Below are 25046 nucleotides of genomic sequence, written 5' to 3'. Positions count from 1 at the left end.
TTTGAGCATTTTGGTATCAAATCTCCTATATTGAATCCGTTACATCAATTCTGAAGACTACCAATCAATACGGCTTCCGCAGTTTGTTTCTCGATAAGCACCACATTCATGTAATCTATAGTACTGTCAGCCTCTAACGATTTTACCAGCCCTGTAGATTGCCCGGCATAAGCACCCTTATCATCTGAAATGAATGAATTTACTTCGTAGTCAGCTGTGTAAGGCTGTGATGCTGATTTAGAAAGCGCAAGTATATAGGCAGTTTTAGGCTTTAGCCCTCCAAAAGACTGTTCTACAAGATCTGCCAAACCAATGCTCCTCACCGCTATCCTTCCTTTTAGCGTGCTACCTTCAGTAGTATTTTTAAACGCTATAACCTGTGTAGCAGTTCGATCATTTAAGGGGCTTAACGCTGTTGTATTATTTACATCTGTAACAGCATTGTCTGCATATACCAATGCCTGCGGGCTTTGCCCAATAGCAATTGTGGCTATAACCTTCATGGTGCTTAAGTCTATAGCCTGTACCTGGTCGCCATATTCAATGCCTACATATAATCGCTTTCCATCGGGCGATGGCCAGATACCGTGTGGTAGCGCACCTACATCTGTTGTGTTTTGTAACTTAAAATCTTTTGCAACATTGTATGCCTTTACCTTATTTTCTCCCCCTACAGTTACCAGCATTATCAACTCTTTATTAATTATGATAAAAGTAACGTGGTTAGTAATTGGCCCTGTGGTTATAACTTTTGCTATTGTATTATCTTTAGTATCTATTACAGTTACCTTGCCGGTATCTTTATGTGTTAAGGCAACCCATTTACCATCGGGGCTTGTAAATATATTAGGAGAGAAAGGGCTTGTAACCGGTATTCTTTTTACTATCTGATAATCAGAAGTTCTAACTATAGCAAGTTCTGGGGTAAAACTCGAGCACACATAGGCAGTGGAACCGTCTGGAGAAAAAGATATCATGCCTGGGCCGTCGGCAACGGAAACACGTTTTACCTCTTCCATTTTCTCGACATCAATAACACTTACGTAGGCCTCACCCCGTACCGATACCCATATTTGTTTGCTATCGGGCGTAAAGGTTGGTTCGTGCGGAGCCCGCCCAATGTAAATGGTTTTAAGCACTTTATTTGTCTCGGTAGAAATAAGCGTTACTGCATTAGAGCCTATAGAAACTACGGCCAGCATTTTCTTTTCTTTAGAATACCGAAGCCCGTGTACCAGCGCCTCCCCTTTGTAGAGTGGACTCAACACATTTGGATACGGTTTTCCAAGCCTTATCTCTCCGAGAAAAGTGTTTGTAGCAGGGTTAATTACCGAAACGGTGTTAGAAACCTGGTTGGCAGTATATACCCTGTCATGGCTGTCATGGCTTTGTGCGGTTACTGCACCGGTAATAAACGCAGCCACAGCTATTAAAGAATTTTTTAGTGTCTTCATATTATTTAATGTATAATTGCATTTGTTCTATTTCTATTTGTTCTGATGATATTAAGTGTTTGGCAAAAGAAGTGGCTATGCTGTTTTTAGAATATTTAAGCAGCACTTTGGCCATATCTATCGCTGCCTGATGATGCGGAAGCATAACCATTGCAAAAGCTCTGTCAGGATTGTTAAGCATAGCATTATCAGGCATATTTTGCATCATGATATCCATTGTATGCTGCATCTCGCCGGGGTATGTTTTTGTGACCGGCACAGAGGGGGCAAAGGGCTGTTTTATCCAGATACGCATTTGTTGAAGTTCAATCGTCTGTTCCTGCAAAATGCTTTTGGCAAGCTGTATCATAGCAAAGTCTTTACCGTTTTTAATCTCATACTTAGCCATCGCGACTGCGCCTTCATGATGCGGAATCATTTGATTTACAAAATCAGCCTCAATTGTTGCAGCACCCAATGCTTTGTCCATGTTTACCATCATAGTATCCATTATGGATAAGTAGACATTTTTGTCCATTGCAGGCATGTCATGATGATGTTGTGCTCCTGCGGTATGTACCGCAAATAAAAACACAAGCACTGCATATATTTTTGTACTATAAATTTGCTGTACCATGGTTATGATTATTGATTTAAAAACCCTTTAATATAGTCAATTACTATTTGTGGTTTTTCCTCTGCTACAAAATGCCCACTCCCTTCGGCTTTTACAACTTTAAGGTTGGTTGTTTTGGCAGGCATTACATATTGCAGCCAGTTATAGCCGGGGCCGCCTATTGCCAAAACAGGCATTTGTAATTTGGCATAATCCTTATAATCGAGTATATCCTGTGGGAATGCTTTATACCATCCGTTTCCAGCCCTTATACCATCGCGGCTATCGTAAGCTGCGGCATATACTGCCCTGTCAAATGAGCTCAGTGCACTTTCATCGAATAATAAATAGTTGAAAACATATTTTTGAAAAGCTGCTATCCTTCCTAAGAGTATCTCTTCGGGCATACCATTTACCTGGTTGAAGGCAAACCACCATAAATACGGCTTTGCAGGGTCTAACTTATCGGTTGGTGTATCCACCGCCGGAAGCATTAATGTCGATGCAAACGAATCGTCAGGGTGTGGTACATCCATAATAATTAATTTTTCGGTAATATCCGGATGGTTTGCGGCAACGCTAAAGGCAACCTGTGCACCAATGTCGTGCCCGGCGATAAATGCTTTTTCAAACCCAAGGCTGTGTACCAGTTCAGCCACATCTTTAGCCATAGTTTTTTTATCGTAGCCTGTTTGCGGCCTGTCAGACGAACCCATTCCCCTTATATCAACAGCAATTACATAATAGTTTTTTGCTAATTCTGGCATAATTTTATGGTATGACCACCAGGTTTGGGGCCATCCCGGCAAGAGCACTAAAGGCTTACCATGCCCACCGGCTACATAATGTATTTTTATACCATTTACGGTTGCAGTACCGTTTTTAAATCCCGGAAGCATTTTTACAAGGGCTTCATCCGAAAGTTCTTTTTTAGAATATTTAGTATTCTGGGCAACGGCATTCTGCATGGTAAAAGTTAAAAGCACTACTATAAAGAGTTGCTTTACAAATGATTTTAATGATCCCGCGTACATATTGTGTAGGGAATTGAAGGATTGTTTTTTAGTTTCCATTTTTAAAAGTTTTAGGGGTGATGGTTTCGACTTATATTTTTCAAAATATTGATATTTTGATAGGTCAAAGTTCAGTAAAGCCGCTTCGGCAGCCATTGATATATGATAAGTAAGTCATTGATATAGGTCAATTGATTTCTTATCATACGTCAACCCCGGCCAGGTGTCTAAATAATAGTTTTGTAGTGTTGCTAATCTATTATTTAACCACCGGTATGAAAACAACTTTTACATTATATAATACTGATAAACAAAACGGGCAGAGATTACTAAGTGCTGGCCTGCTATTTATACTCTTTATTACTACAGCAAAATTTGCCTATGCACAAGATCCTGTATTGCCACCTACTAACCTTGGCCTGGCTAATATGTACGACGGTATTGCTGGCAAGCCGGGCTTTGTATATGTAAACTATATGCAGGCTTATGAAACCCACCAGTTTAATAATTCTGCGGGAAAAGATTCAGGTTCCGACCTTAAAATAAATTCTTTACTGTCTATGCATCAGTTTATTTACCTCACACCAGTAAAACTCTTGGGAGGCAATTTAGGATTCACGGTACTAATACCTGTAGTAAAAATTACTGCTACTTCTCAAAGTGGAGAAGCACCCACGTTCAATCCTTCCATGTTGGGTGATATAGTACAGGGCACCGCCATACAATGGAGCGATAAAAAACTTTTTGGCAAACCATTTTCGCATAGGGCAGAGCTGGATGTATCGATTCCTATAGGCTCATATAGTAAAGAGTATGCAATAAATCCTTCTGCACACCTTGTCAGCGTGGGCGCATACCATGCTTTTACATTAATTATTAACCAAAAAGTAAGTATTAGTGCAAGAAACCAGTTTAACTACAACACCCACGTAATAGGGAAACAGGATAAGCCCGGAGCTTTTTATAATGGTAATTACTCTATTGAAGTTGCGCTTATTAAAAACCTGCACATAGAAGCCGCTGCCTACTATTTAGCGCAGTTAAACCAGGACAGCTATGATGGCGACCATAACTATTATACGAACCAGTATGGTATGCAAAGCACTAAACAACAGGTGTTAGGTTACGGGCCCGGGCTTATTTACACAGGCCGTGCAGGGTTATTAATAGAGGGTAAAGTATTTTTTGAAACCTTAGCCAAGAATACTACCCAAGGTGTAAGGCCAACATTGCGTGTCGCAATACCCCTTTAAATATAATAAGAACATTTTATAAAATATACAACTAAAACAACCATCATGGAAAAAAAGGACATTGCTGTCATAGAGCAGCACTTTGCTACCTGGAGCGAAAGAAACGAAAAAATAAGAACTGCAAACATCGCAAAAGTGTATGCAGATGATGTAAACATTATCGATCCGCATTTTGTGGCTAATGGCCATGGCGAACTTAACACATTGATTGCAAACTTACAGGCTAAATTTCCAGATTATAAGTTCACGCTAAGAAAGCCTATTGAGCAACACCATAATGTTGCCCGTTTATACTGGCAATTAGGATCTGAAACCAAACCGGATGCAGAAACCGGCATGGATGTAATTACTGTAGAAAATGGAGTTATAAAAACCCTTATTGTTTTTATAGATCCGCAGGAATAATTAATTATCAATAAGTTTTCAAAATCAATAACGTTGGATAATTCCAGCACAAAACCAAAAATCATGAACGTAAAATTAGTTAAAACAGAAGACATTAGCTTAAACGCCGAAAGCGAGCGTATTATCAGGGAATTGTATGCAGCTGCGGAAGTACAGGATGTAGAAAAATTTATATCGCTGTTTACAGAAGATGGAACATTTAACGACGAATCGGCAGGAAAAATATACACAGGCAAAAAAGAATTGGGCTTACCGGTAGAAATTTATGCTACCGCTTTTCCAGACATGCACCGCGAACTGTATGATATGTATGTAAGCGGCGATGTGGTAGTTGTAGAGCTGTCATTAAATGGAACGCATAAAGGGCCGCTTGCATTACCTGCAGGTACAATTCCTGCAACGGGAAATGAAATTCATGCACCATGCTGCGATGTGTTTCGTATTATAAACGGTAAAGTACAGTCTTTTAACTGTTATACTGCTGCAACTGTAATGTTGGGCCAGCTTGGGGTATTAGGTAACCTTGGTGCTGCAATAGCAGGTGCTGGTAAATAAAATACCTGTAATTTAAAAGCTGCGGACGATAGCCACTGGAAAGTGGTTGTTATCCGCAGCTTTTTCATGGCCGATACTGAGATAAAAATCCTATTCATAGCACTTGTTGTGGCGTGTGAGAGAATTGAAGGGCGGGTATCATCGGTACAGCTTTAACTACAGATTTAGTACGCATTCTACTCAATGTTTCTTTTGCAATACCGAGGTAAGACGCTATCATGTTTTGGGGCACCCTGTTTACAAGCTGTGGGTAGCAGGCCGCAAAATAGGCATATTGTTGTTCGGCAGTATAGCTTAATGAAGCCATTATCCTGTTTTGAGACGCTACAAGGCTCCTGTTTAAATTACTTTTAGCCAGCTCATAAAAAGCAGGGATCTCTTTGCAAATCCTTTCAAAATTTTGTTTTGTACACAGTACCACTTCACTTGGTTCTATACAATCGATATTATAATGTGATGGCTTAGCAGTAATGAGGCTCTCGTAATCGCCTGCCCAGGAGTTTTCTATATGTAACCCTATAACATGCTCTGTACCTTTACACCCGGTGGAATAGGTTCGAAGGCAACCATTAGATACAAAAGCGTAGTGTTTCCATACATCGCCTTCCTGTAACAGGTATTGGTTTTTGCGCAGTATTTTGGTTGTGCAAAGAGAGGTTATCCAGTCTAACTGTTCGTTTGTTAATGCTATACTGTGCAGTAGGTAGTTTTGAAATTCTGTGGTCATGGTAAGGTTTTTAAAAGAGTTTTATATGGTTAAGCATATTCTGCTTTGGCTTACTCCATCTATAACTAACCCGATGCCAGTAACTTAAAACTTTGATTTTTAATTAGTTAACTTGTTTGTAAATATTAATCACTACTGTATGTGGTTACAGTGCGTAATTGCATTACGATATTTCGTTGTGATGGTCTGTAGGGGGAAACTTATCATTGTTACGAAATGACGTTGCATTATTAGATCAATAAGGGGTACAGCGATATATCGTAATAATAATTTCGAGGTAATTGCTGTAAATGGTTGTTTTTTAAGTGTTTAAATAAATTGAGCAGTTTGGTGCATTTTATGTAAGTACCTATAAAAATATCAGGATGAAATTTATCCGCTTACCGTTATTACTTATTTTTTGCCTCTTTGTTATCTCACTTTGTACCTGGAAAGGCACTGAAAGTATTTTTTTAATAGTGGCCGCCGCCGTAACCCTATGCGTAGCGTTTGTAGCGGGCAGGAAAATAAAGGAGAACACTACATTGAAAATAAAGAGTACTAAAAAAGATGCATACTTAACCGAACTTTTAGCTGAAAGGAACTGGCTGCTGCGCGAAATACAGCACCGGGTAAAAAATAATTTGCAAATTGTATTAAGCCTGCTAAACAGCCAGTCAAATTATCTTGAAGACGAAACTGCTCTACAGGCCCTTCACGATAGCCGAAACCGGATTTACAGCTTGTCGTTAATTTACAAAAAGTTATATCAGCAGGACAGTTCAGAAAATGTCGACATGAATGTGTATGTTCGCGAGCTGGTAACCTACCTCCAGGATAGCTATAGTAGCACGACAATTTTATTCAGCATCAATACAGACGAAATTTTTCTTGATGTGGAGCGGGCGGCACCTATTGGCCTTATTATAAATGAAACGGTTACTAATGCGATAAAACATGCCTTTACTGATAAGCATATCGGCACTGTAAACGTAACCTTTAAAAGAAGCGGACAGGGAAAACTTATACTAACTGTTGCAGATAATGGTAGGGGGCTGCCTGACGGTTTTGATGTAAATGGCTTTACGTCGTTGGGGATGAACCTTATAAAGGGACTTGCGGAAGAAATATCGGGCGACCTGAGTATTTATAACAATAATGGCACTGTTATAAAATTAGTTTTTTTAGAAGAAGATTTTAACGAAATTGCAACTATTGAAATAAAATGAAAATGGATAAAAATGTACTTATTGTAGAAGACCAGTTTATTGAGGCTAACGACCTTAAAATCATGCTTGAAAAGTCAGGCTACAAAGTTTGCGGCATCGCCCGGTCTGTAGATAAGGCATTATCCCTTGTCGAGTCTGAAAAACCGTCGCTGGTTTTGGTGGATATTTTTTTAAAAGGAAACCTTACAGGCATCGATTTGGCACAAAAGCTAAAACAGGCGGGCATAGCTTTCATTTTTATTTCTGCTAATTCTAATACAGAAATTTTAGAAGCCGCAAAAGCCACCCAACCCTATGGTTTTTTAGTAAAACCCTTCAGAGAAAGAGATTTGCTCGTGATGCTGGACATAGCACAATACCGCCATGAAAACAGTATCGAAGCAAGCTTGAGAAAAGAGGCAAAATTACAAAACGTACTTAAGCAGACAGCCGATTCGCAAATTGATCTACGGGATAAGATGGTTGCGGTCTGCAAATCATTACAGGAACACATTCCATTTGATTATATAGTCGCGGGAGAATGGGAAGAAGAGCCCGCACCCGATACAGTAAGCCTTTTAAGGGTAGGTTTTGATGAGTACCAGTTTATCGGTGCCGAAGAACTAAAAACGATTACAAAACAAGATATAAGACAACTTGCAAAGCTGCATAAAATAAAGGAAACGTTGCTGGATCCTGCCATTTATAATAATGTAGATCTTGCAAAATACAGGGCGGCTAATAATGCTGTTAAATTATATAGCGATACCTTTCGCCTGGAGTCATTATTAGATATGCCTGTAAGGCTTACTAATGGTAGCGTGCTGCTGTTTTCTTTCTATAGCCGCCGCCCCGGGACTTACGATGCAGAATTACTTTTGCCTGCAAAAAGGATCTCCCAATCCTTAGCCTCAGTATTGGATAGCATTTATAACATCAGCCAAAACGAATCATTGCTACAAGGTACTAAACCAACAAATGCTATAACTCCTGCCGCAAGTAAAGAATTTGAAGGCATTGTGGGCAACAGCCACCACCTCCTTACCGTTTTTGATCATATTGCCCAGGTAGCACCGGTAGATACATCGGTTCTTATTTTAGGGGAGAGCGGTACGGGTAAAGAACGTATTGTAGATGTTATACATCAGCTATCGCCACGAAAAAACAAACCCCTGATAAAAATAAACTGTGCGGCACTGCCTTCATCTTTAATTGAATCAGAATTGTTTGGGCACGAAAAAGGAGCCTTTACGGGTGCACAATCGCAGCGTATCGGCAAATTTGAAATGGCACATAAAGGCACAATTTTTCTTGATGAAATAGGCGAATTGCCATTAGAATTACAAGCCAAGCTTTTACGTGTTTTGCAGGAAAAGGAAATAGAACGCGTGGGTGGCAACCAACCTGTAAAGACAGATGTACGCATAATTGCGGCGACAAACCGTAACCTGGAAACAGAAGTTGGTGAAGGCCGTTTCAGGTTAGACCTGTATTACCGGCTTAATGTATTTCCTTTAGAAATACCCGCACTGCGCCAAAGGAAAGAGGACATCCCTGCGCTGGTTCAGCATTTTATAGGTATATACAGTAAAAAGGCTAACAAAAAGATTGATGGTGTTACAGATGAGGTGCTCCAGCAAATGATGGCCTACACGTGGCCGGGAAATATTAGGGAACTTGAAAACATAATTGAACGTGGCGTACTATTGGCTAAGGACAACCTTATTAAAGAAGTTTCACTGCCAAGGATAAACCATTCCGAAATTGCTCCTGAAATAAATAGTTACAGCTCTCCGGCATCTATTAAAAATATTCAGGATAATGAGCGCGACCACATTATAGCCGTACTTAAATTTTGTAATGGCAGGATTTGGGGAGAAACAGGAGCGGCTGCATTACTTAATTTACCTCCCACTACATTAAATTCCAGGATGAAAAAGCTTGGAATTAAAAGGGAGTTTCTTTAAAATAGTATTGCTATAAGCATAAAAAAACCTGTTCTGTAAGTTGCTACAGCACAGGTTTTTAGTAAAAATAGTCTATAATTCTAAAATAGTTTCGACAAGTTTTTTATAGTTACACGGTCATAGCTTTTGAAACTTCCACTAAATTTAAGGCTTCCCTTAGTAATTTAATTTTACCGTTTTCTGCCACGAGCCTGCCCATGTAAGTCTGATGGTAGACTTTTCCTGTTTTTTTAAATACAGCTTCGACTTGGTATTCAGCAAAAACCTGTTCGGGCGTATCAATTAATATCTGTATATTTTTAAAGGCAAAATCCTCATAACCCTTAGGGAAACTTTTTATAAAGTTATACAGTACATCGCTTCCTTCCCAGCGCCATTGTTTGTCCAGGCTTGCAAGGTAAGGTAGTTCAATAGCGGCATCGGGAGCAAATAATTCAATAGTGGTATCTACGTCATTAATATTTTCAAGGTAGCCCAGTAATAGTTCTTTAGCAGTTTTCATGGTATATTGTTTTAGATATAATTACACAGCAAAATTGCGAATTGAAGTAAAAACACACATTGATATATAATAATAAAGAAATTGATTTTTATCAATTTGAATATTTTGGTAGGTTAGATCAAATCCGCCTAAGCAACGATATTTCGCTGAATTTTATAGTACTACTAAATTAGGTGGACTGGTAAAGAGGATAGTTTTAAGTAATTGCAAGATAATTAGTATCTTACGCAAATGGCAGGTGATTTGTAATCGAACAGAAATGAGTTTACAGTCCAACACCAATGTATTATAGTAAAAGGTAGTTTTGGGCAAATTGCAATTATGTAATTAAATTATAATCTTTTTCTTATTTTTGAATCTTAAATATCCCGCACATGTACGAAGTTTTTCAAAATTATCTCAATAATAAGATCAGCCTGACTGATGAAGAGGCAGACCTTATAAAATCAGTAACGATAATTAAAAAACTGCGTAAAAAACAATATTTACTGCAGCAGGGAGATGTTTGGGGTTATAATGCATTTATTACCCAGGGCTGCTTAAGGACCTATTCGGTAGATGAAAAAGGTATGGAACACGTGCTCAGTTTTGCTGTAGAAAATTGGTGGATTGGCGACCGCGAAAGCCTGCTTAGTGGTGAACCCTCACGATTTAACATCGATGCTATTGAGGATAGTGAAGTTGCGATAATACGTAAAGTAGATTTTGACAGGCTGTGCAGGGAAATACCCGCATTTAATGATATGGTGAACCTTATTTTGCAAAAAAGTTTTGTAGCCTCACAAAACCGGATACATTCTGCCATAAGTTTTACAGCCGAAGAAAAGTACCTGAATTTTATCCAGAAATATGCAGGCTTCGCCCTGCGCATTCCGCAGAACATGATCGCTTCTTATTTGGGCATTACTCCGGAAACATTGAGTCGAATTAGAAACCAGTCGGCGAAGAAATAGGTACAACTGCCTAACAATTGATTTATATCAATTTATAATTTAATAAATATCAATGTGTACTAATCTGTAGATGCGCAACTTTGCCTTGTTGAACTATACCTTCAATTCCAAAGTTATGACCAGATTAACAACATCAAAAAAAATAGCAATAAAAGCAGATGGTGATGATTTTTTCGCGCTAAAAAAGCTTGCTGTTTCTTTATGGGGCGCTACCGAAATTTTCGATGAATGTGGTATGTCTGCCTTACTTACAAATGATGGTACACTCTTGGAGCTTTACACATCATATTCCTGCTTTCCCGAATACTTCTTCAAGGATAATAATTGTGTTATTACCTATAAAGTACCTGATATCCAACTTGCATTAAAAGAAGCACAATCAATAGGCTTAGAAGCCCTGACGGCAATTATTCCTGTGGGCGGTGTTATGCAGTATTGTCACTTAAAGCTACCGGGGGGCATGGTTATAGGCCTATACCAGGAAACCGATATTTAATGCATCCATTTTTTAAATCAACTTATTAAGTTAAATTATATACATATGTCTACCACAATATTTCATTCGGCAACAACACGTTTCCAGACCGACAGGGGCTGGGTAAAAGGAAAACACTCTTTTAATTTTGGGCCTTATTTCGAATCATCGCGCCAGGCTTTCGGTTCACTTATTATTTTTAATGAAGACACGGTTATACCGGGTGCAGGGTTTGCAACGCACCCCCATGCCAACATGGAAATTATTTCGATACCCTTATCCGGATCCATACAGCATAAAGATGATACCGGTAAAGAAGCAACTATAAAAACCGGAGAGATCCAGATAATGAGTGCCGGTACTGGTATACGCCATAGCGAATCGAACCCAAGCCATACGAATGAGCTGCGGTTTCTGCAAATCTGGATAACACCAAATAAGGCCGGTGTGCCACCGCGATATCAGCAGATAGCCCTTAACGACCAGCCTAACCGTTTTAATCAGGTAGTATCTCCCAATCCCAAAGACGAAGGGCTATGGATACAACAGGATGCCTGGCTGCATACGGGGCAATTTGATAAGGATGTTGCAGCTACTTATCACCTAAAAAAAGAAGGGAATGGAATTTACATTTTTGTTATAAGTGGCGAAATTTCTGTTAAGGATCAATTATTACAATATGGCGATGCTTTAAGCATTACCGAAACGCACGAGATAAGAATTACCGCCCAAAAAACATCGCAAGTGCTGATTATTGAAGTACCGCTTAAATAATTATTTATTACCCTTTCTAAGAAACAGAGCCTGCATTGGGCTCTGTTTTTGTTTTGACCGCTTTATAAATACAGTGCTCTTGATATATATCAATTTATTTTTTATTTAATGTCAATCCCCAGGATATGGCATAGTCGCAACTTTGTAATGTTCAAAAGAAACAATAACATTTAAAAAATAAAGAACATGTCTAAAACAATTTTTATTACAGGAACAAGTACAGGCTTTGGAAAATTAACAGCTATTACTTTAGCAAATGCAGGTCACTCGGTAATTGCAGGGATGCGCAACACCACAGGCAAAAATGCTGCAGCGGCAGAGGAACTTTCGGCTATTACAAACATTGAAGTTGTAGATATTGATATTACAGATGATACAAGCGTAACAACAGCATTTGAAAAAGTACTGGGCAAATATGGCAAAATAGATGTACTTATAAACAATGCAGCTGTGAGTGGCTTTGGCCTTACAGAAGGATATTCGCTTGACCAGATACGCCAGATGTTTGAAGTTAACATTTACGGCGTATTAAGAACCTACCAGGCAGTGCTGCCTTCTATGAGAAGAGAGAAAAATGGGCTCGTTATTAACATTACCACCGGTGCCAGCGGTCATACACTACCGTTTATGGTTCCTTACATGGCATCGAAATTTGTAGTGGAAAGTATTACCGAAGGTATTCAGGACGAGTTGAGTGATTACGGAATTGAAAATGTAAGTATCCAGCCGGGTGTATATCCTACAGAGATGACAAACGGGTCTAAAGCAGGTATTAATGCCGATAAAACAGAAATTATTGCTGAATATGGCGATGCAGCAACCGAAAAATTTAATGTCCTTGGCGGTGCTCTATTTGGTAAAATGGCCCAGTTTGAAATGAACCCGCAGACTATTGCCGATGGTATATTACAATTGGTAGAAATGAAAAAAGGCGAACGCCCTTTACGCTTTCCGCTTGATGCCATTGCACAAGGAACTGATAAAGAGTTTATACAGGCCCGTGCCGATATTAAAAACAAATGGCTTGCCGCTTACAGCAATTAATTTAACGGCTATCATATATCAATTTAAATTTTAGAAAAATGAAAACAATAAAAATAAAACCGATCCAAAATATAAAGGCTTCTGCAGTAGCGTTTTTAAGCCTGATAGTATTCCTTGCCCCATCTCAAAAAATATCTGCCCAAAGTGGGGCTGGCATACAAGGAGTAGACCACGTGGGCATTAACGTGCCCGACCTGCAAAAGGGAGTCGCCTTTTTTAGCGATGTGCTGGGCTTTACACCCGTAACCCAAATAGGCCCAATACCTTTAGATGCAGCGTGGAAGCAAGCTAACCACATGAATCCAGGTACCGGTGCGGTAACTATTAAAATGGTTAATGCAGGCACAGGTGCCAGTATAGAAGTTTTTGCTTATGCCGATAATAAAGGCAGCACTACACAGCCAAATACCGATGATATAGGTGCAACGCATATTGCATTTTACACATCAGATATTTATGCTGCCGTAAAATACCTAAAATCTAAAGGGGTAAAAGTATTGGGTGAACCCTTTGTAACACCATCTGGCGATACTTTAGGTGAGACCTGGGTATATTTTGAAACACCGTGGGGTTCTAAACTGGAACTTGTATCGTATCCTGACGGAAAGAGCTATGAAAAATCTAACCCAAAAGTAGTACTGTGGTCCCCTAAAAATGCATCATCTTCTTTAGTCAGTTCAAAAAATGAAGTGGAAGACTTGGCGAAAAACAAAGCCTTGGTACAGGGACACCTTGAGATTTGGAATGAAAAAGACCAAGCCAGGCGTATTGCTGCAATGAGTACTGTTTATGCCAATGATATTGAAATGGTAGACCGCCACTTTATTGCAACTGGCTATAATGAAATCAGCAAATTTGTAGTGGAACTCCAAAAAAATAACCCTGACTTTAAATTTACAACCAAGTCTGTAGAGACACATCATAACATTGTCCGCCTTTATTGGCAGTTTGGATCAAAATCAAAACCCGCAACGGTGACTGGTATGGATATGTTCGTGATAGAAAATGGTAAAGTACAAAAACTATATGTGTTTGTAGATGGCGCTAAATAATATTTCTAACTTACTATTTTTTCAGCTAGTCCTGATAGTAAAATTTTCTTCAAAGCAGGATGCTTTAACCAGCAGAATAACTGTTAATGAATAATTGCTAATGATATCGTTTAGCTTTGTTACAAATGAGGAGCGTAACCAAATTGGTTACGCTCCTCATTTTATCAATTCTTTATATTTGGATCCACATCTTCAAAAAGATCATTCAGCTTTTGTTGCAGTAACTCCTTCTCAGGAAGTTGTGCTCGATACTCGGCAACCATTGTGGGCGAAAGGTTTCGGCCGAGCGAATATTCAACCACCTGATCGTTTTTGTCTTTACATAGCAAAATACCAATACTGGGGTTTTCATGTCCTTTCTTCACATCCCTGTCAAGTGCTTCGAGGTAAAAATTAAGCTGCCCAATGTGCTCCGGTTTAAATTTACCAGCTTTTAATTCAAACGCAACCAAGCACTGTAAGCCACGATGATAAAATAATAAGTCAATATAAAACTCACTGTTGCCGACTTCGAGCTTGTATTCATCTCCCATAAAAACAAAATCACGACCAAGTTCCAGGATAAAATCTTTCATACGATTTATAAGCCCTTTCTGTAAATCACTTTCACTGTGAGATTCAGGAAGATTCAGGAAATCAAAGATGTAGCTGTCTTTAAATAACTGTTTAAATCCATGTGATTGTTCTGTTTTTGGCAATTTAATATTTAGTTGTCCAAGCATACTTCTCTCAAATAAACTGGCTGAAATCTGTCGTTCAAGCTCACGTACACTATAACCTTCTTTAATTGACTGGTATATGTAGAACTTGCGTTCTTCTTCAACCTTACTTCTTGAGAAAATAACTATATGATGTGTCCAACTAATTTTAGTCAAAAGGCTATCTTTAATATCGACAGACTCAAATTGTGCCATCACTGATGGCACAATTACAAACTCCTTATTATCTGAGCTTTTTGGATTGTTTATATACGTTATGAATTCATGATTAATTGGGTATGTTTCATAAAACTGAATCATTTTATACAAGCCCCTTTTGCCAAATCCTTTTAATTCAGGATTATTCTTTTGGAGGTATAATGCTAAGTCAGTTACTGTTTTATCCCCCCAATCCGAATACTGTATTTTGGACTTAATGTACATACCCACATTCCAATATAAGTTTATTAATTCAGCATTTACGGCTTTAATCGCATTTGTGCGTGACTGTTTTATGATCTGAACGATTTCTACAAAATTATTTTCCATAATTTAAACTTTTTTAAGATGAGTATTTTCGTGAGATATAGCTAGCAGTTCTTTTAATTCCTGTATTTCCTGCTGCATTTTGGATATGATATCCGGTGACGGTGGCTCAGGTGTAGTTTTCCTACTGCTTAGCCTCATTTGCAACTGCTTCATTTCCCTTCCGACAGATTGCTGCTCGGTAATGGCATATTCCTCCGTCTGTTTTACTGACTGGTGTCCCAGCAGTTCTTTCACTACATGGATGGGCACGTCATTATTAAGCGTTATAGTGCTTCCGAAAGTACGCCTGGCTTTGTGGGTGTTCAATATGCTTTCGATGCCGCACAGGTCAGCTATCTCCTTCAGGTAGGCATTCATCTTCTGGTTGGAGGTAACCGGTAACACGGAATTGCGCTCCAGGCAAAGCGGATGGTCTTTATAGCGTTCCATAATGGCCTTTGCTTTTGGCAACAGAGGCACATTGATATTGCTTCCGGTTTTTTGCCTTTCGCTAATAATCCACATTTCTCCATCGATACCAATTTTAATATCCTGTATTTTCAGGTTGAAAGCGTCAATGTAGGCTAGCCTGGTATAGCATTGGAACACGAAAATATCACGCACCGTCGCAAGGCGTGGGGTAGAAAAGGTATGATTCTCCAAAAGTGATAGTTCATGCGCGCTTAATGGCTTTTTATGGATTTTTATTTTCTTTGCCTTGAAACGCTTAAAAGGGTCGGCGGTTATAATTTCCTTGTCAATGGCGAGGAGCACTATCTTCTTGAAGTTAGTAATGTACTTCACCGCTGTGTTATGGCTGATATTCTTAACCGTCTTTAGGTAAAACTCATAATCCTTTACAAACTCAAAGTTGAGTTCACGGAAATCCATGTCATCTACGTTGTACTTAAAGCGTACGAATTCTTTCACGTGCTTTTTAGCGATTTCAAAACGCACATGTGTACCGATGGCATATTCACCCCTTTTAACTAATGCCAATAATTCATCATTGTGTTTTTGGAATTCTTCAACGATCTTCGCTTTGGAAACGGTTTTACCAAGCACATAATCTATCAGCTTCTGGCTTGTGATAGTTTGTCCATTCAATAACAATTCGCCTTTGTACTGTTGGATTTTCGACTGTAGCGTGTCTAGAAAGAAATTTACACTCCGTGCATCTTCCTTATTTCCGGTAGCACGTTCGGTTCTTTGATTCCAACGGGTAACGTCCCATTGCTGTCTGGTGGACGTTTCCTTTGGCACTCCGTCTACGGTAATCCTTAGATAGATTACCCTTACATTTGTTTCTTTTCGCGGGGTCTTCAAGAAGAAGGTTAACCCAAAACTTGCTGTTAGCATAATTCAATTGTTTTAAATTAATAAAATTAGAATTATAGCGTCTTTAAATCAAGTCGTTAAGCAGGTTTACATGTTGATAATCAATATTTTAACCCCTTTTTTGTGGCACACTTTTAAAAAAATGTTTTGTGCCACGAATTACCACCTAAACTTTGGGCGTTTTTGCAAATTTTGATGGGTGCAGGGGTAAAATAAAAAAACCTGCAACTTTGTAAAGTGCAGGTTTTCTGTGATTTAACTTACTTTATAGTGATATAAAGCTTACTTTTGGTGGGCGATGAGGGGTTCGAACCCCCGACCCCCTCGGTGTAAACGAGGTGCTCTGAACCAGCTGAGCTAATCGCCCCAATTTTGCAATCGTTGTTGATACTTCCGTATTGCGAGTGCAAAGATAAACGAATTGTTTATATCTGCAAGGTTTTTTAGGAAAAAAATTATCGTTTTTTTACGTTTATCAGTATTGCTTTATCTTCAAAATTAGCTACCTCTACATCAATTGGCTGGTTATTAATAGTTTTTCCCTCAATTATATAAAGTTTACCCCCAGTTTTAAGTGGCTTTTTGCTTCGCGAAAAATCAACATCGCCATATAAAATAGTATTATCTACATCGGTTTGTGTTACCCATCCTGCTTTTAGTGTTTGCTGTGCTTCTTTAGAGATAGTAAGTCCTTTCTCGCGAATATTCTTTTTAACCCTGCAATTGGGCAAGTAGCAAAATTCGGCTCCTTTGCCATTAAAAATGTAGTACATGAGGAAACCTCCAATCATGAATCCAAAAAGATAATATGCTAAACGAAATTTAAACTGCATTGCTATAAAATTTTTGCAAAAGTACGCAAAAGCTCATGCTTTTTATACATTGGCAAATGTTTAATTTAGATACTGCAAGTATTATAAACTTGTAACGAGTATACGTATACCCACAATTGCAAGACATGTAGCTAATACTTGTAGTATAACGTTGCTTTTTATTTTATGTGATAAGAACGCACCCAGCTGCGCACCGGGAATAACTCCAAGTGCTATAAAAAGTATCATGTGCAGTACATGCGGGTCGTTATAAGTACCCTTACAGGCATGGGTAATAACGCTGGCAGTTGCCATAACGGCCAGTATAAAGTGAGATGTTGCTGTTGCTATGTGTACAGGAAATTTAAGCCAGTTCACCATGGCAGGTACATGTATTATACCTCCGCCTATACCTAATAGCGGAGAAATGTAACCCACCAGCAGACTTACAATATTACCATTAACAGGGTTATAACTGTAGTGGTATGTAGTACCGGTACTATCGGTTAAGATATGTTCCTGAAAGCCTTTTTTTAGTACTATCTGGTTCAGGCATGCTTTATGGGTTGCATTTTTATACACGAGGTAAGAAGCCAGGAGTACCAACAGCACACCTATAATTGTATTAAAGGAGTGTTGGGGTATATATTGCACTGTTAGTACACCTAATATTGATCCCGGTATGGTATACAGCGCAAAAACAATACCGGCCCTGTAATCTATCCTGCCGCTGCGTGCATAAGCAACCGACCCCGACAGTGCATTTACGGCCACCACGGCAATACTTACGGCTGTAGTAACCTCTGGCCCTAATGCCGGATAAAATATTAATAGCAGGGGTACAAGTATAAAGCCACCACCCGCACCTATAAGAGTGCCAAAGGTGCCTATTAAAAAACCGGCCAGTAATAGTGCTATGCTTTCCAAAGTTTGTAAACTATTTATAGTACAAATTTGATAAAATTAAACTACAAAAAATACTTTTATTTACAGAATATATTTTGTAACTAACTGAAAATTAATAGTATGCTAAGAATATAGATTTAGTAGGGTTTTGTTTTTACAGTTATTTAAAATGTTTGCAGTTTATATATTTCAGTAGTATCTTTGGTATCATTAGTGATACTGGTTACAAAGTTATACCAAATTCATTTTATCTTTGATGAAATTTTAAAATTAAAATAAAATGTCAATATTAAATGATAAAATAGCTCTTGTAACAGGAGGCAACAGTGGTATAGGATATGCCGCTGCTAAAGAATTAAAAGCCCAGGGGGCACAAGTAATAATAACCGGCAGAAGAGAAGATGCCGTGGCAAGTGCAGCGAATCAGCTTGGCGCTACCGGTATTGTTGCAGATCAGGGCCAGGTATCAGCAATTGAAGCACTGGCTACTGAAGTGCAAAATAAATTCGGAAAAATAGATATCTTATTTATTAATGCAGGAGTCTTAGCAGGTGCGGGTATAGATGGGGCAACCGAAACAGACTTTGATTATGTTATAGATGTCAATTTTAAAGGAGCATACTTTACCCTAAGCAGGTTTATACCCTTGTTAAACGATGGCGCATCGGTTGTATTCCTTTCATCTAACGTAGCCAGTATGAATGGTGCCAACACATCTATTTATTCATCAAGTAAAGCTGCTCTAAATGCCGTAATGAAAATTGCTGCATTAGAGCTTGCCCCCAGAAAAATACGTGTTAATGCTATTAGCCCCGGCCCAACACAAACCGAAATATTGAATAAGCTTAACCTTGACGAAACCTCGCGCAAAGGACTGGATGACTGGATGACAGAACGTATTCCGCTAAAGAAAATAGGTACTGCAGATGACGTTGCAAAATTAGTAAGTTATTTTTCTGGCGATGCAGCAAGCTTTATAACCGGTGCAGAAATAGTTATTGATGGTGGCATGAGTTTGTAACGATTGTGTGTTATTTTAATTTCTAAAATGATAACCTAAACCTTGTTTAGCTAACTTAAATTAATTTCGATTGCCACCTATTATTCTGCCCAAGTGTAGATAATAGTTAAATTGCCTCTATGTCTAAGGACTTAGGGGCAATTTTTTATTTAATAACGCTGATAAAAAACAATTGTATGACCGATGAAAAATACTTGGGTTTATAATGAACCTGTCTCGACTTTATTGATTGAAGCGAAAAGTGGAGATTTTCGTTTCAAATTTTGGCATTTTTGTACTGCATAGCAACGCTACGAAATAATACAACAGGTAAAATATGCAGCAAAAGATCATTTTGCAGCCATTAGAAAAAGTCAGGATGAGTTCAATGTCTTACTCAGGTAGTAATATGTCCACTTCAGCTTTTTTTCAATTCTCTAAAAGATAGTGTAGCCATACCTTTGGGTAACAATAATAAACAAGTCTAAAATTTAGAAAATATGAAAGCAACAAAAAACACAGTGATCATGTTGGCAACCCTACTTTTATCTATAACAGGTTTTGCCCAGGTAAAAACAAATTTATCTGCAAGAGATGTAGTTGGCGCACCGTCTATTATACCTTTAAAGTTGGAACCTGAAGCCAAACTAATTGTAGATGCACCACTTGCAGCCGAGTTAGCTGCGGGAAAGGTAATAATACAATACCGTACAGAAAACCTTAAGATAGTACCGGTTTATGGCGAGGCGGGTTTAAAAGTTTCACCAAGGATAGGCCACCTGCATATTACGGTAGATAACCTGCCCTGGCACTGGGCAGATGCCAGTAACCAACCCATAATAATTGTGGGCATGGCTCCCGGCAGGCATACTATATTATTTGAATTGGCAGATACCACCCACCACGTTTTAGAGAAGCAACTAATCACATTTGAAATTCCTGAAGCAGCAGCAAACCATCCACATCATTAATTATTATTTTAAATCCTTAAACACATGAAAACTACACTAAAACATAAGTTCATTCTACTTTTATTTATAATGATTTCAATTAGTGCCTTTTCGCAAAAAAGAGAAGACAATTTGCTGGGCACTATAAAACAAATTAATGCCGGAGTTTTAAACGTTGGCTATGCCGAAGCGGGTCCGCAAAATGGCCCTGTAATACTATTGCTGCATGGATGGCCTTATGATATACATAGCTTTGAAAAGGTTGTGCCGCTGCTCGTTGCAAAAGGGCACAGGGTTATAACTCCTTACTTACGCGGTTATGGCTCTACAACATTTTTATCTCAGGATACACAAAGAAACGGACAGCAGGCTGCCATTGCTACAGATATTGTGGCCCTTATGGATGCCCTTAAAATAAAAAAAGCTACAATTGCCGGGTTTGACTGGGGTGCACGTACCGCAGATATTATTGCCGCACTATGGCCGGATAGGGTTACTGCACTTGTATCTGTAAGCGGATATTTAATAGGCAGCCAGCAGGGCAACAAAGCGCCGCTAAAGCCTAAAGATGAGCTTTTATGGTGGTACCAGTTTTATTTTGCCACAGAACGCGGAGCCCAAGGATATGCTGCAAATACTAAAGAGTTTGCAAAGCTTATTTGGAAATCAGCATCGCCGGGTTGGAATTTTGATGATGCTACATTTAATACGGCAGCCACTGCATTTGAAAATCCTGACCATGTAGCCATTGTAATAGATAACTACAGGTGGAGACTGGGCTTATCTAAAGGAGAAAAGCAATATGATGAAATAGAAATAAAGCTTGCAGCATCTCCTGTTATTACGGTTCCTACGGTTACCATAGAGGGCGATGCAAATGGGGCTCCGCATGCTGACCCGGTAAAATATGCCTCAAGATTTAAAGGCAAATATATACACCTTACGTTTACAGGAGGTATTGGCCATAACCCACCGGCTGAAGCACCGCAACAATTTGCAGCGGCTGTATTGCAGGCCTATCAACTTTCAAAAAAATAATTATAACTTAAAAATAAAAACCATGAAAAACTTAGTAATTATCGATTCTCAAAACCAGCAGGGTAGTGCCTTGGGCAAAGTACTTTATACAGCAAAAGTTAATGTGCTCAATGGGCGCGAAGGCTCGGCCGCAAGTGATGATAAACGTTTAGATATAAACCTTTCGGCACCCGGCAGCAAAGAAACCGGCACAAACCCCGAACAACTTTTTGCAGCCGGATGGTCAGCTTGTTTTATAGGTGCCATGAGGCATAACGCAGCACACCTTCAAATACCTTTGCCCGAAAAAGTATCGGTTAATGCCGAAGTAGACCTGGCTGCCGGAGAACACGGTTTTTCTTTACAGGCACGCCTTTTCGTTAATCTGCCTGGCTTATCGCAGGAACAGGCAACATTTGTAATTGAGGCCGCGCACCATACCTGTCCTTACTCTAAGGCTACGCGTGGCAATATCAATGTTTTAATTACGGCGGTTATATAACTTAGTCTTTATTAAGATAAAATATATTATAAGGATACTCCGGTATCCTTTTTTTGGCTATTGACATATTGATATACTTTAGTATACCAAAATACAACAACAACTTAAATAAATTTTAACTTTGTTAATGCCGCTTCGGGTTTGTTTAACCTAAAACAATATATGTGGAAAAAAAGAATTTAAAAATTTCGACAGCTACCATCTGGATAAGTTCTGTTTTTTTAGGGCTGCTCTCATCTGTACCGCAACTTGCATCGCATCAGTTTAACTGGGCAGAGGCTGTGGTTAATGCCGCAATAACTGCAGTTTTTGCCGTGCTTATGTGGTATTTTAATCTTTACATGCTATCTAAACAAGCTACAATAAAAATGCAAAGCATTTCTTATTCTAAGTTGTTAAGTACCCTCCTGGTAGGTTTGGTAGTAATGTTTGGGCTGGCATGGGTACAGCAGCTTATTTTATCTCAAATAAACTTTGGGCCTACCATGCTTATGGTTGAGGTGCGTGGTATCCTGATAAACCTTGTGTTTTACATGTTTCTTAACCTGCTACAGCAAAACTATGAAAACCAGGCCGTAAACATGGAACTGGAACGTATTAGGCATGATAATCTAAGTGCACAATATGAACTTCTTAAACAACAGGTAAACCCTCACTTTTTATTTAACAGCCTTAATACCCTTAAAGCAATGGTAGAAAGCGACGAAGCCGAATCGGTAGATTTTATAATAAAACTATCTGATTTTTACAGGTATACGTTAGAAAGCCGTAAGCTGGACTTAATTAACCTGTCGGAAGAATTGCATATACTTGACGCCTATATTTTTTTGCAAAAGGCCCGCTTTGATACCGGTTTTACTTTTGAAAACACACTCTCTGCAGATGTTTTTAAAACACTGGTGCCTCCATTTACACTGCAGTTACTTGTAGAAAATTGCATTAAGCACAACATAGTTTCTGCAGGAAAGCCTTTGCATATTAAGCTATATACAGAAAATAATAAAATAGTGTTACAAAACCAGGTACAGCTAAAAACCGGCGGCAATAATTCGCTTGGTGTGGGGCTTACTAATATTAACTTAAGATACAGGCACCTGCTTGAACAGGATATAGAAGTTGATGACAACGGAACAATTTTTAAAGTAAAATTACCAATTATATATGAATATCATAATTATTGAAGACGAACCAAGAACGGCACAATCGCTTGAAAATATTGTGCTTGACCTTAAACCGGAAGCAGAAATTACCGGCCGTTACGATAGTGTAGAAAATTCTGTTAAGGCATTGCTTTCCGGAAAACACCCTGATCTTATATTTATGGATATACAGCTGGCAGATGGTTTGTCATTTGATATTTTTAAATCAGTAGTAATAAAATGCCCGGTTATATTTTGTACTGCATTTGATGAGTATTCGCTCGAAGCGTTTAAAAGTAATGGTATAGACTATATACTCAAGCCTTTTTCGAGGGAGAGCATTTGGGAAGCATTGAAAAAAGTTGATGAACTGCGTAATTTTTTCCAGCAAAAATCAGCCCCTGATGTAAATAATCTGCTCCAAAAATTACAAAAACCGGCAGGGAAAAGCAGTTTTTTAGTGTTTAAGAACCAAAAATATACCACAATTCAAACCCAAGATATTGCTTTTTTCTACATCCGTAATGAAACTACTTTTGCTGTATGTTTTGACCGGCAGGAATATCCTTTAACACAGCCGCTTGCACAAATAGCAGGCATGGTTGCTGCAAGCCAGTTCTTTAGAGTTAACAGGCAGTACCTTGTAAACTTTAGTGCCGTTAAAGAAATTGAACATTATTTTCTTAGAAAACTATACATAAAACTTGTTATAGAAACCCCTGAAAAACTCTTTATTAATAAAGAAAAATCGCACAGCTTTTTTTCGTGGCTCGAAAACCGATAATGTAATAACTAAGCGGGTTTTAATTTATACCGGTTTAGCCCCTTATATGTCTGCTTAACTCACATTTCGATTCCTCAGCCTTTTATCTGATCGTAACTTTGGTTAAAATAAATTTAAAAGTTATGAATCCGATAAAATTATTTACAGCTATACTGTTAGCTGTTGTTTCTACCTGTTGTGTTGCATTTGTAGGCTCAAACTACGTTTTACAACAGCCCGTACACGTAACTGATCCCAACGGTTTTGCCGTAATTGAACTATTTACTTCCGAAGGCTGTTCCAGTTGCCCCCCGGCCGATGAGTTAGCCGGAAAGATACAACAGGAATATAAAAATGAGCCTGTTTATATACTTGTTTACCATGTTGATTACTGGGACAGGATGGGATGGAAAGACACTTACAGCAACGCTGCTTACACCCAGTGCCAAAGTGAATACAGCCAGTCGTTGGGCGCACAAATTTATACACCACAGGCAGTAGTAAACGGGCAGGCAGAATTTGTAGGTTCTGATGAGTCAAAATTACGTAAAACGCTTACCGAAGCAATAACAGGAAAACCGGCTGCCGGGGTTAAGATTAATGCGGAAGAAGTTAATGGAAACCTTTTAATAAACTATAGTGTGACCGGAAAATATAAACCGGCCGTAATTAGAGTGGCATTGATTCAAAAAACGGCAACAAGGCAAATTAAACGAGGCGAAAACCAGGGGCACACATTAACCCATTGGCAAATAGTTAGAGGCTTAAAAACCGTTGCTATTGGTAATACAGGAACTGGAAAAATTCAAATGCCGGTACCTCCGGATTTTAGTAAAAAAGACTGGGAAATAATAGCAATGTTACAAAACTCTGGTACAGGAAAAATGTATGCTGCCACAAAAACAGCATTTACAGTTATTGCAACAGAGCCCCGATAAAATATGCTAATTTCTTTTTTAAGTGCAGTAACTCTGGTTGCTGCACTTTTTTGATTTAAATAAAAGCCTAAATACGGTATCTATTTGTTTTCTTTTCTTACTACAATATCCCTATGGATGCGTCCCCAGTTTATCATTTCGCTAATGATGCCGCCAAACGAGCGGCAATGCTCGGTAGGTTCATATTCTACAAGCACAGGTGTATCCGGGTAAACGTTGCGTTTTAGCAATTTATTAGCTTCCATATCTTTAAGTTCTCGTGAGAGCATGCGTGTAGTAATACCCGGTATACTGCGCTCTATTTCCCTAAATCTCCTGTTTCCGTTACAAATAGAATTCATAATAGGTATTCTCCATTTTCCGCCAATAAAGTATAGCGTGTCCTGCAGGGAGCGTAATTCTTCAACCTGATCTCTATCCATATTTTTAAATTATTTTGGTATACTTCAGTACAGTGGTTACAAATGTATATCGAAAATCCCGAAATTTGTATTATAAA

At 38.7% G+C, this 25046-nt stretch carries 27 protein-coding genes and 1 tRNA gene; 17 read left to right on the top strand and 11 right to left on the bottom strand.

Going from position 1 to position 25046, the window contains the following annotated elements:
* Window positions 1-44: 44 nt before the first annotated feature.
* From F565_RS0115295 to F565_RS0115285, 3 genes are read right to left on the bottom strand one after another with little or no spacing between them, the layout of a single operon-like run.
* Entirely contained in the window at window positions 45-1454 is a 1410-nt protein-coding gene (locus tag F565_RS0115295) for a YncE family protein (protein ID WP_020214114.1), read from the bottom strand.
* Between the two features lies 1 nt (window position 1455).
* Window positions 1456-2070, bottom strand: coding sequence for a DUF305 domain-containing protein (locus F565_RS21760; protein ID WP_020214113.1), 615 nt, complete (start codon window positions 2068-2070; stop codon window positions 1456-1458).
* Between the two features lie 8 nt (window positions 2071-2078).
* Window positions 2079-3122, bottom strand: a complete 1044-nt coding sequence (locus F565_RS0115285) for an alpha/beta fold hydrolase (RefSeq protein ID WP_231559621.1) — start codon at window positions 3120-3122, stop codon at window positions 2079-2081.
* Between the two features lie 215 nt (window positions 3123-3337).
* Here F565_RS0115285 and F565_RS0115280 point away from each other — a divergent pair, with 215 nt between their 5' ends.
* From F565_RS0115280 to F565_RS0115270, 3 genes are all read left to right on the top strand, one after another.
* Window positions 3338-4315: a SphA family protein gene (locus tag F565_RS0115280; RefSeq protein ID WP_020214111.1), complete on the top strand. Its 978-nt coding sequence runs from the start codon at window positions 3338-3340 to the stop codon at window positions 4313-4315.
* 45 nt (window positions 4316-4360) lie between these two features.
* Entirely contained in the window at window positions 4361-4720 is a 360-nt protein-coding gene (locus tag F565_RS0115275) for a nuclear transport factor 2 family protein (protein ID WP_020214110.1), read from the top strand.
* A gap of 63 nt (window positions 4721-4783) precedes the next feature.
* Window positions 4784-5275, top strand: a complete 492-nt coding sequence (locus F565_RS0115270; RefSeq protein ID WP_020214109.1) for a nuclear transport factor 2 family protein — start codon at window positions 4784-4786, stop codon at window positions 5273-5275.
* Window positions 5276-5369: 94 nt separating this feature from the next.
* On the opposite strand, the gene F565_RS0115265 is transcribed toward F565_RS0115270, so the two are convergent.
* Entirely contained in the window at window positions 5370-6002 is a 633-nt protein-coding gene (locus F565_RS0115265; protein ID WP_020214108.1) for a Crp/Fnr family transcriptional regulator, read from the bottom strand.
* A gap of 365 nt (window positions 6003-6367) precedes the next feature.
* Here F565_RS0115265 and F565_RS0115255 point away from each other — a divergent pair, with 365 nt between their 5' ends.
* The gene (locus F565_RS0115255; protein WP_020214106.1) at window positions 6368-7210 is read left to right on the top strand and encodes a sensor histidine kinase; all 843 of its coding nucleotides are present in this window, start codon (window positions 6368-6370) and stop codon (window positions 7208-7210) included.
* A 2-nt stretch (window positions 7211-7212) separates the two neighbouring features.
* A complete protein-coding gene (locus F565_RS0115250; RefSeq protein WP_026300085.1) occupies window positions 7213-9156 on the top strand; it encodes a sigma 54-interacting transcriptional regulator in 1944 nt (647 codons plus the stop codon).
* Between the two features lie 109 nt (window positions 9157-9265).
* On the opposite strand, the gene F565_RS0115245 is transcribed toward F565_RS0115250, so the two are convergent.
* A complete protein-coding gene (locus tag F565_RS0115245) occupies window positions 9266-9658 on the bottom strand; it encodes a nuclear transport factor 2 family protein (protein ID WP_020214104.1) in 393 nt (130 codons plus the stop codon).
* Between the two features lie 374 nt (window positions 9659-10032).
* Here F565_RS0115245 and F565_RS0115240 point away from each other — a divergent pair, with 374 nt between their 5' ends.
* From F565_RS0115240 to F565_RS0115220, 5 genes are all read left to right on the top strand, one after another.
* On the top strand, window positions 10033-10611 hold the full coding sequence (locus F565_RS0115240) for a Crp/Fnr family transcriptional regulator (RefSeq protein WP_020214103.1): 579 nt from the start codon (window positions 10033-10035) through the stop codon (window positions 10609-10611).
* Between the two features lie 115 nt (window positions 10612-10726).
* Window positions 10727-11107 (top strand): VOC family protein, encoded by a 381-nt coding sequence (locus tag F565_RS0115235; protein ID WP_020214102.1) that lies wholly within the window; start codon window positions 10727-10729, stop codon window positions 11105-11107.
* Window positions 11108-11152: 45 nt separating this feature from the next.
* Window positions 11153-11860, top strand: a complete 708-nt coding sequence (locus tag F565_RS0115230; RefSeq protein ID WP_020214101.1) for a pirin family protein — start codon at window positions 11153-11155, stop codon at window positions 11858-11860.
* 186 nt (window positions 11861-12046) lie between these two features.
* Window positions 12047-12904, top strand: coding sequence for an SDR family oxidoreductase (locus F565_RS0115225; protein ID WP_020214100.1), 858 nt, complete (start codon window positions 12047-12049; stop codon window positions 12902-12904).
* Window positions 12905-12942: 38 nt separating this feature from the next.
* Window positions 12943-13956 (top strand): VOC family protein, encoded by a 1014-nt coding sequence (locus F565_RS0115220; RefSeq protein ID WP_020214099.1) that lies wholly within the window; start codon window positions 12943-12945, stop codon window positions 13954-13956.
* Window positions 13957-14120: 164 nt separating this feature from the next.
* Here F565_RS0115220 and F565_RS0115215 read toward each other — a convergent pair whose 3' ends face one another.
* From F565_RS0115215 to F565_RS0115195, 5 genes are all read right to left on the bottom strand, one after another.
* Window positions 14121-15203, bottom strand: coding sequence for a PDDEXK nuclease domain-containing protein (locus tag F565_RS0115215; RefSeq protein ID WP_020214098.1), 1083 nt, complete (start codon window positions 15201-15203; stop codon window positions 14121-14123).
* Window positions 15204-15206: 3 nt separating this feature from the next.
* Window positions 15207-16541 carry a site-specific integrase gene (locus F565_RS0115210; protein ID WP_020214097.1) on the bottom strand — a complete coding sequence of 445 codons (1335 nt, stop codon included), beginning with the start codon at window positions 16539-16541 and terminating at the stop codon, window positions 15207-15209.
* A 268-nt stretch (window positions 16542-16809) separates the two neighbouring features.
* Window positions 16810-16887, bottom strand: a tRNA-Val gene (locus tag F565_RS0115205).
* An 88-nt stretch (window positions 16888-16975) separates the two neighbouring features.
* Complete coding sequence (locus tag F565_RS0115200) at window positions 16976-17353, bottom strand: DUF4258 domain-containing protein (protein ID WP_020214096.1); 378 nt, start codon at window positions 17351-17353, stop codon at window positions 16976-16978.
* An 81-nt stretch (window positions 17354-17434) separates the two neighbouring features.
* Window positions 17435-18259: a sulfite exporter TauE/SafE family protein gene (locus F565_RS0115195; protein ID WP_020214095.1), complete on the bottom strand. Its 825-nt coding sequence runs from the start codon at window positions 18257-18259 to the stop codon at window positions 17435-17437.
* Window positions 18260-18518: 259 nt separating this feature from the next.
* On the opposite strand from F565_RS0115195, the gene F565_RS0115190 reads away from it, so the two are divergent.
* The 7 genes from F565_RS0115190 to F565_RS21755 all read left to right on the top strand — a co-directional run bounded on the left by F565_RS0115190 (window position 18519) and on the right by F565_RS21755 (window position 24547).
* A complete protein-coding gene (locus F565_RS0115190; protein ID WP_020214094.1) occupies window positions 18519-19259 on the top strand; it encodes an SDR family oxidoreductase in 741 nt (246 codons plus the stop codon).
* 479 nt (window positions 19260-19738) lie between these two features.
* On the top strand, window positions 19739-20209 hold the full coding sequence (locus tag F565_RS0115185; protein ID WP_020214093.1) for a DUF6130 family protein: 471 nt from the start codon (window positions 19739-19741) through the stop codon (window positions 20207-20209).
* Between the two features lie 24 nt (window positions 20210-20233).
* A complete protein-coding gene (locus F565_RS0115180) occupies window positions 20234-21226 on the top strand; it encodes an alpha/beta fold hydrolase (RefSeq protein ID WP_035642889.1) in 993 nt (330 codons plus the stop codon).
* A 22-nt stretch (window positions 21227-21248) separates the two neighbouring features.
* On the top strand, window positions 21249-21707 hold the full coding sequence (locus F565_RS0115175; RefSeq protein WP_020214091.1) for an organic hydroperoxide resistance protein: 459 nt from the start codon (window positions 21249-21251) through the stop codon (window positions 21705-21707).
* A 164-nt stretch (window positions 21708-21871) separates the two neighbouring features.
* Complete coding sequence (locus F565_RS0115170) at window positions 21872-22888, top strand: sensor histidine kinase (RefSeq protein WP_020214090.1); 1017 nt, start codon at window positions 21872-21874, stop codon at window positions 22886-22888.
* Window positions 22869-23630, top strand: coding sequence for a LytR/AlgR family response regulator transcription factor (locus tag F565_RS0115165; RefSeq protein WP_020214089.1), 762 nt, complete (start codon window positions 22869-22871; stop codon window positions 23628-23630). Before F565_RS0115170 ends, F565_RS0115165 begins: the two co-directional genes overlap by 20 nt.
* Window positions 23631-23752: 122 nt before the next feature.
* Window positions 23753-24547 carry a DUF1223 domain-containing protein gene (locus tag F565_RS21755; RefSeq protein WP_020214088.1) on the top strand — a complete coding sequence of 265 codons (795 nt, stop codon included), beginning with the start codon at window positions 23753-23755 and terminating at the stop codon, window positions 24545-24547.
* Window positions 24548-24627: 80 nt separating this feature from the next.
* Here the strand turns inward: F565_RS21755 and F565_RS0115155 are convergent, their stop codons facing one another.
* Complete coding sequence (locus F565_RS0115155; RefSeq protein ID WP_020214087.1) at window positions 24628-24969, bottom strand: winged helix-turn-helix transcriptional regulator; 342 nt, start codon at window positions 24967-24969, stop codon at window positions 24628-24630.
* Between the last annotated feature and the right edge of the window lie 77 nt (window positions 24970-25046).

Origin of the sequence: Flavobacterium rivuli WB 3.3-2 = DSM 21788, from assembly GCF_000378485.1 — a bacterium.
In the GTDB taxonomy this organism is placed as follows: Bacteria; Bacteroidota; Bacteroidia; order Flavobacteriales; family Flavobacteriaceae; genus Flavobacterium; species Flavobacterium rivuli.
This window is presented reverse-complemented; position numbering and strand designations above follow the sequence as displayed.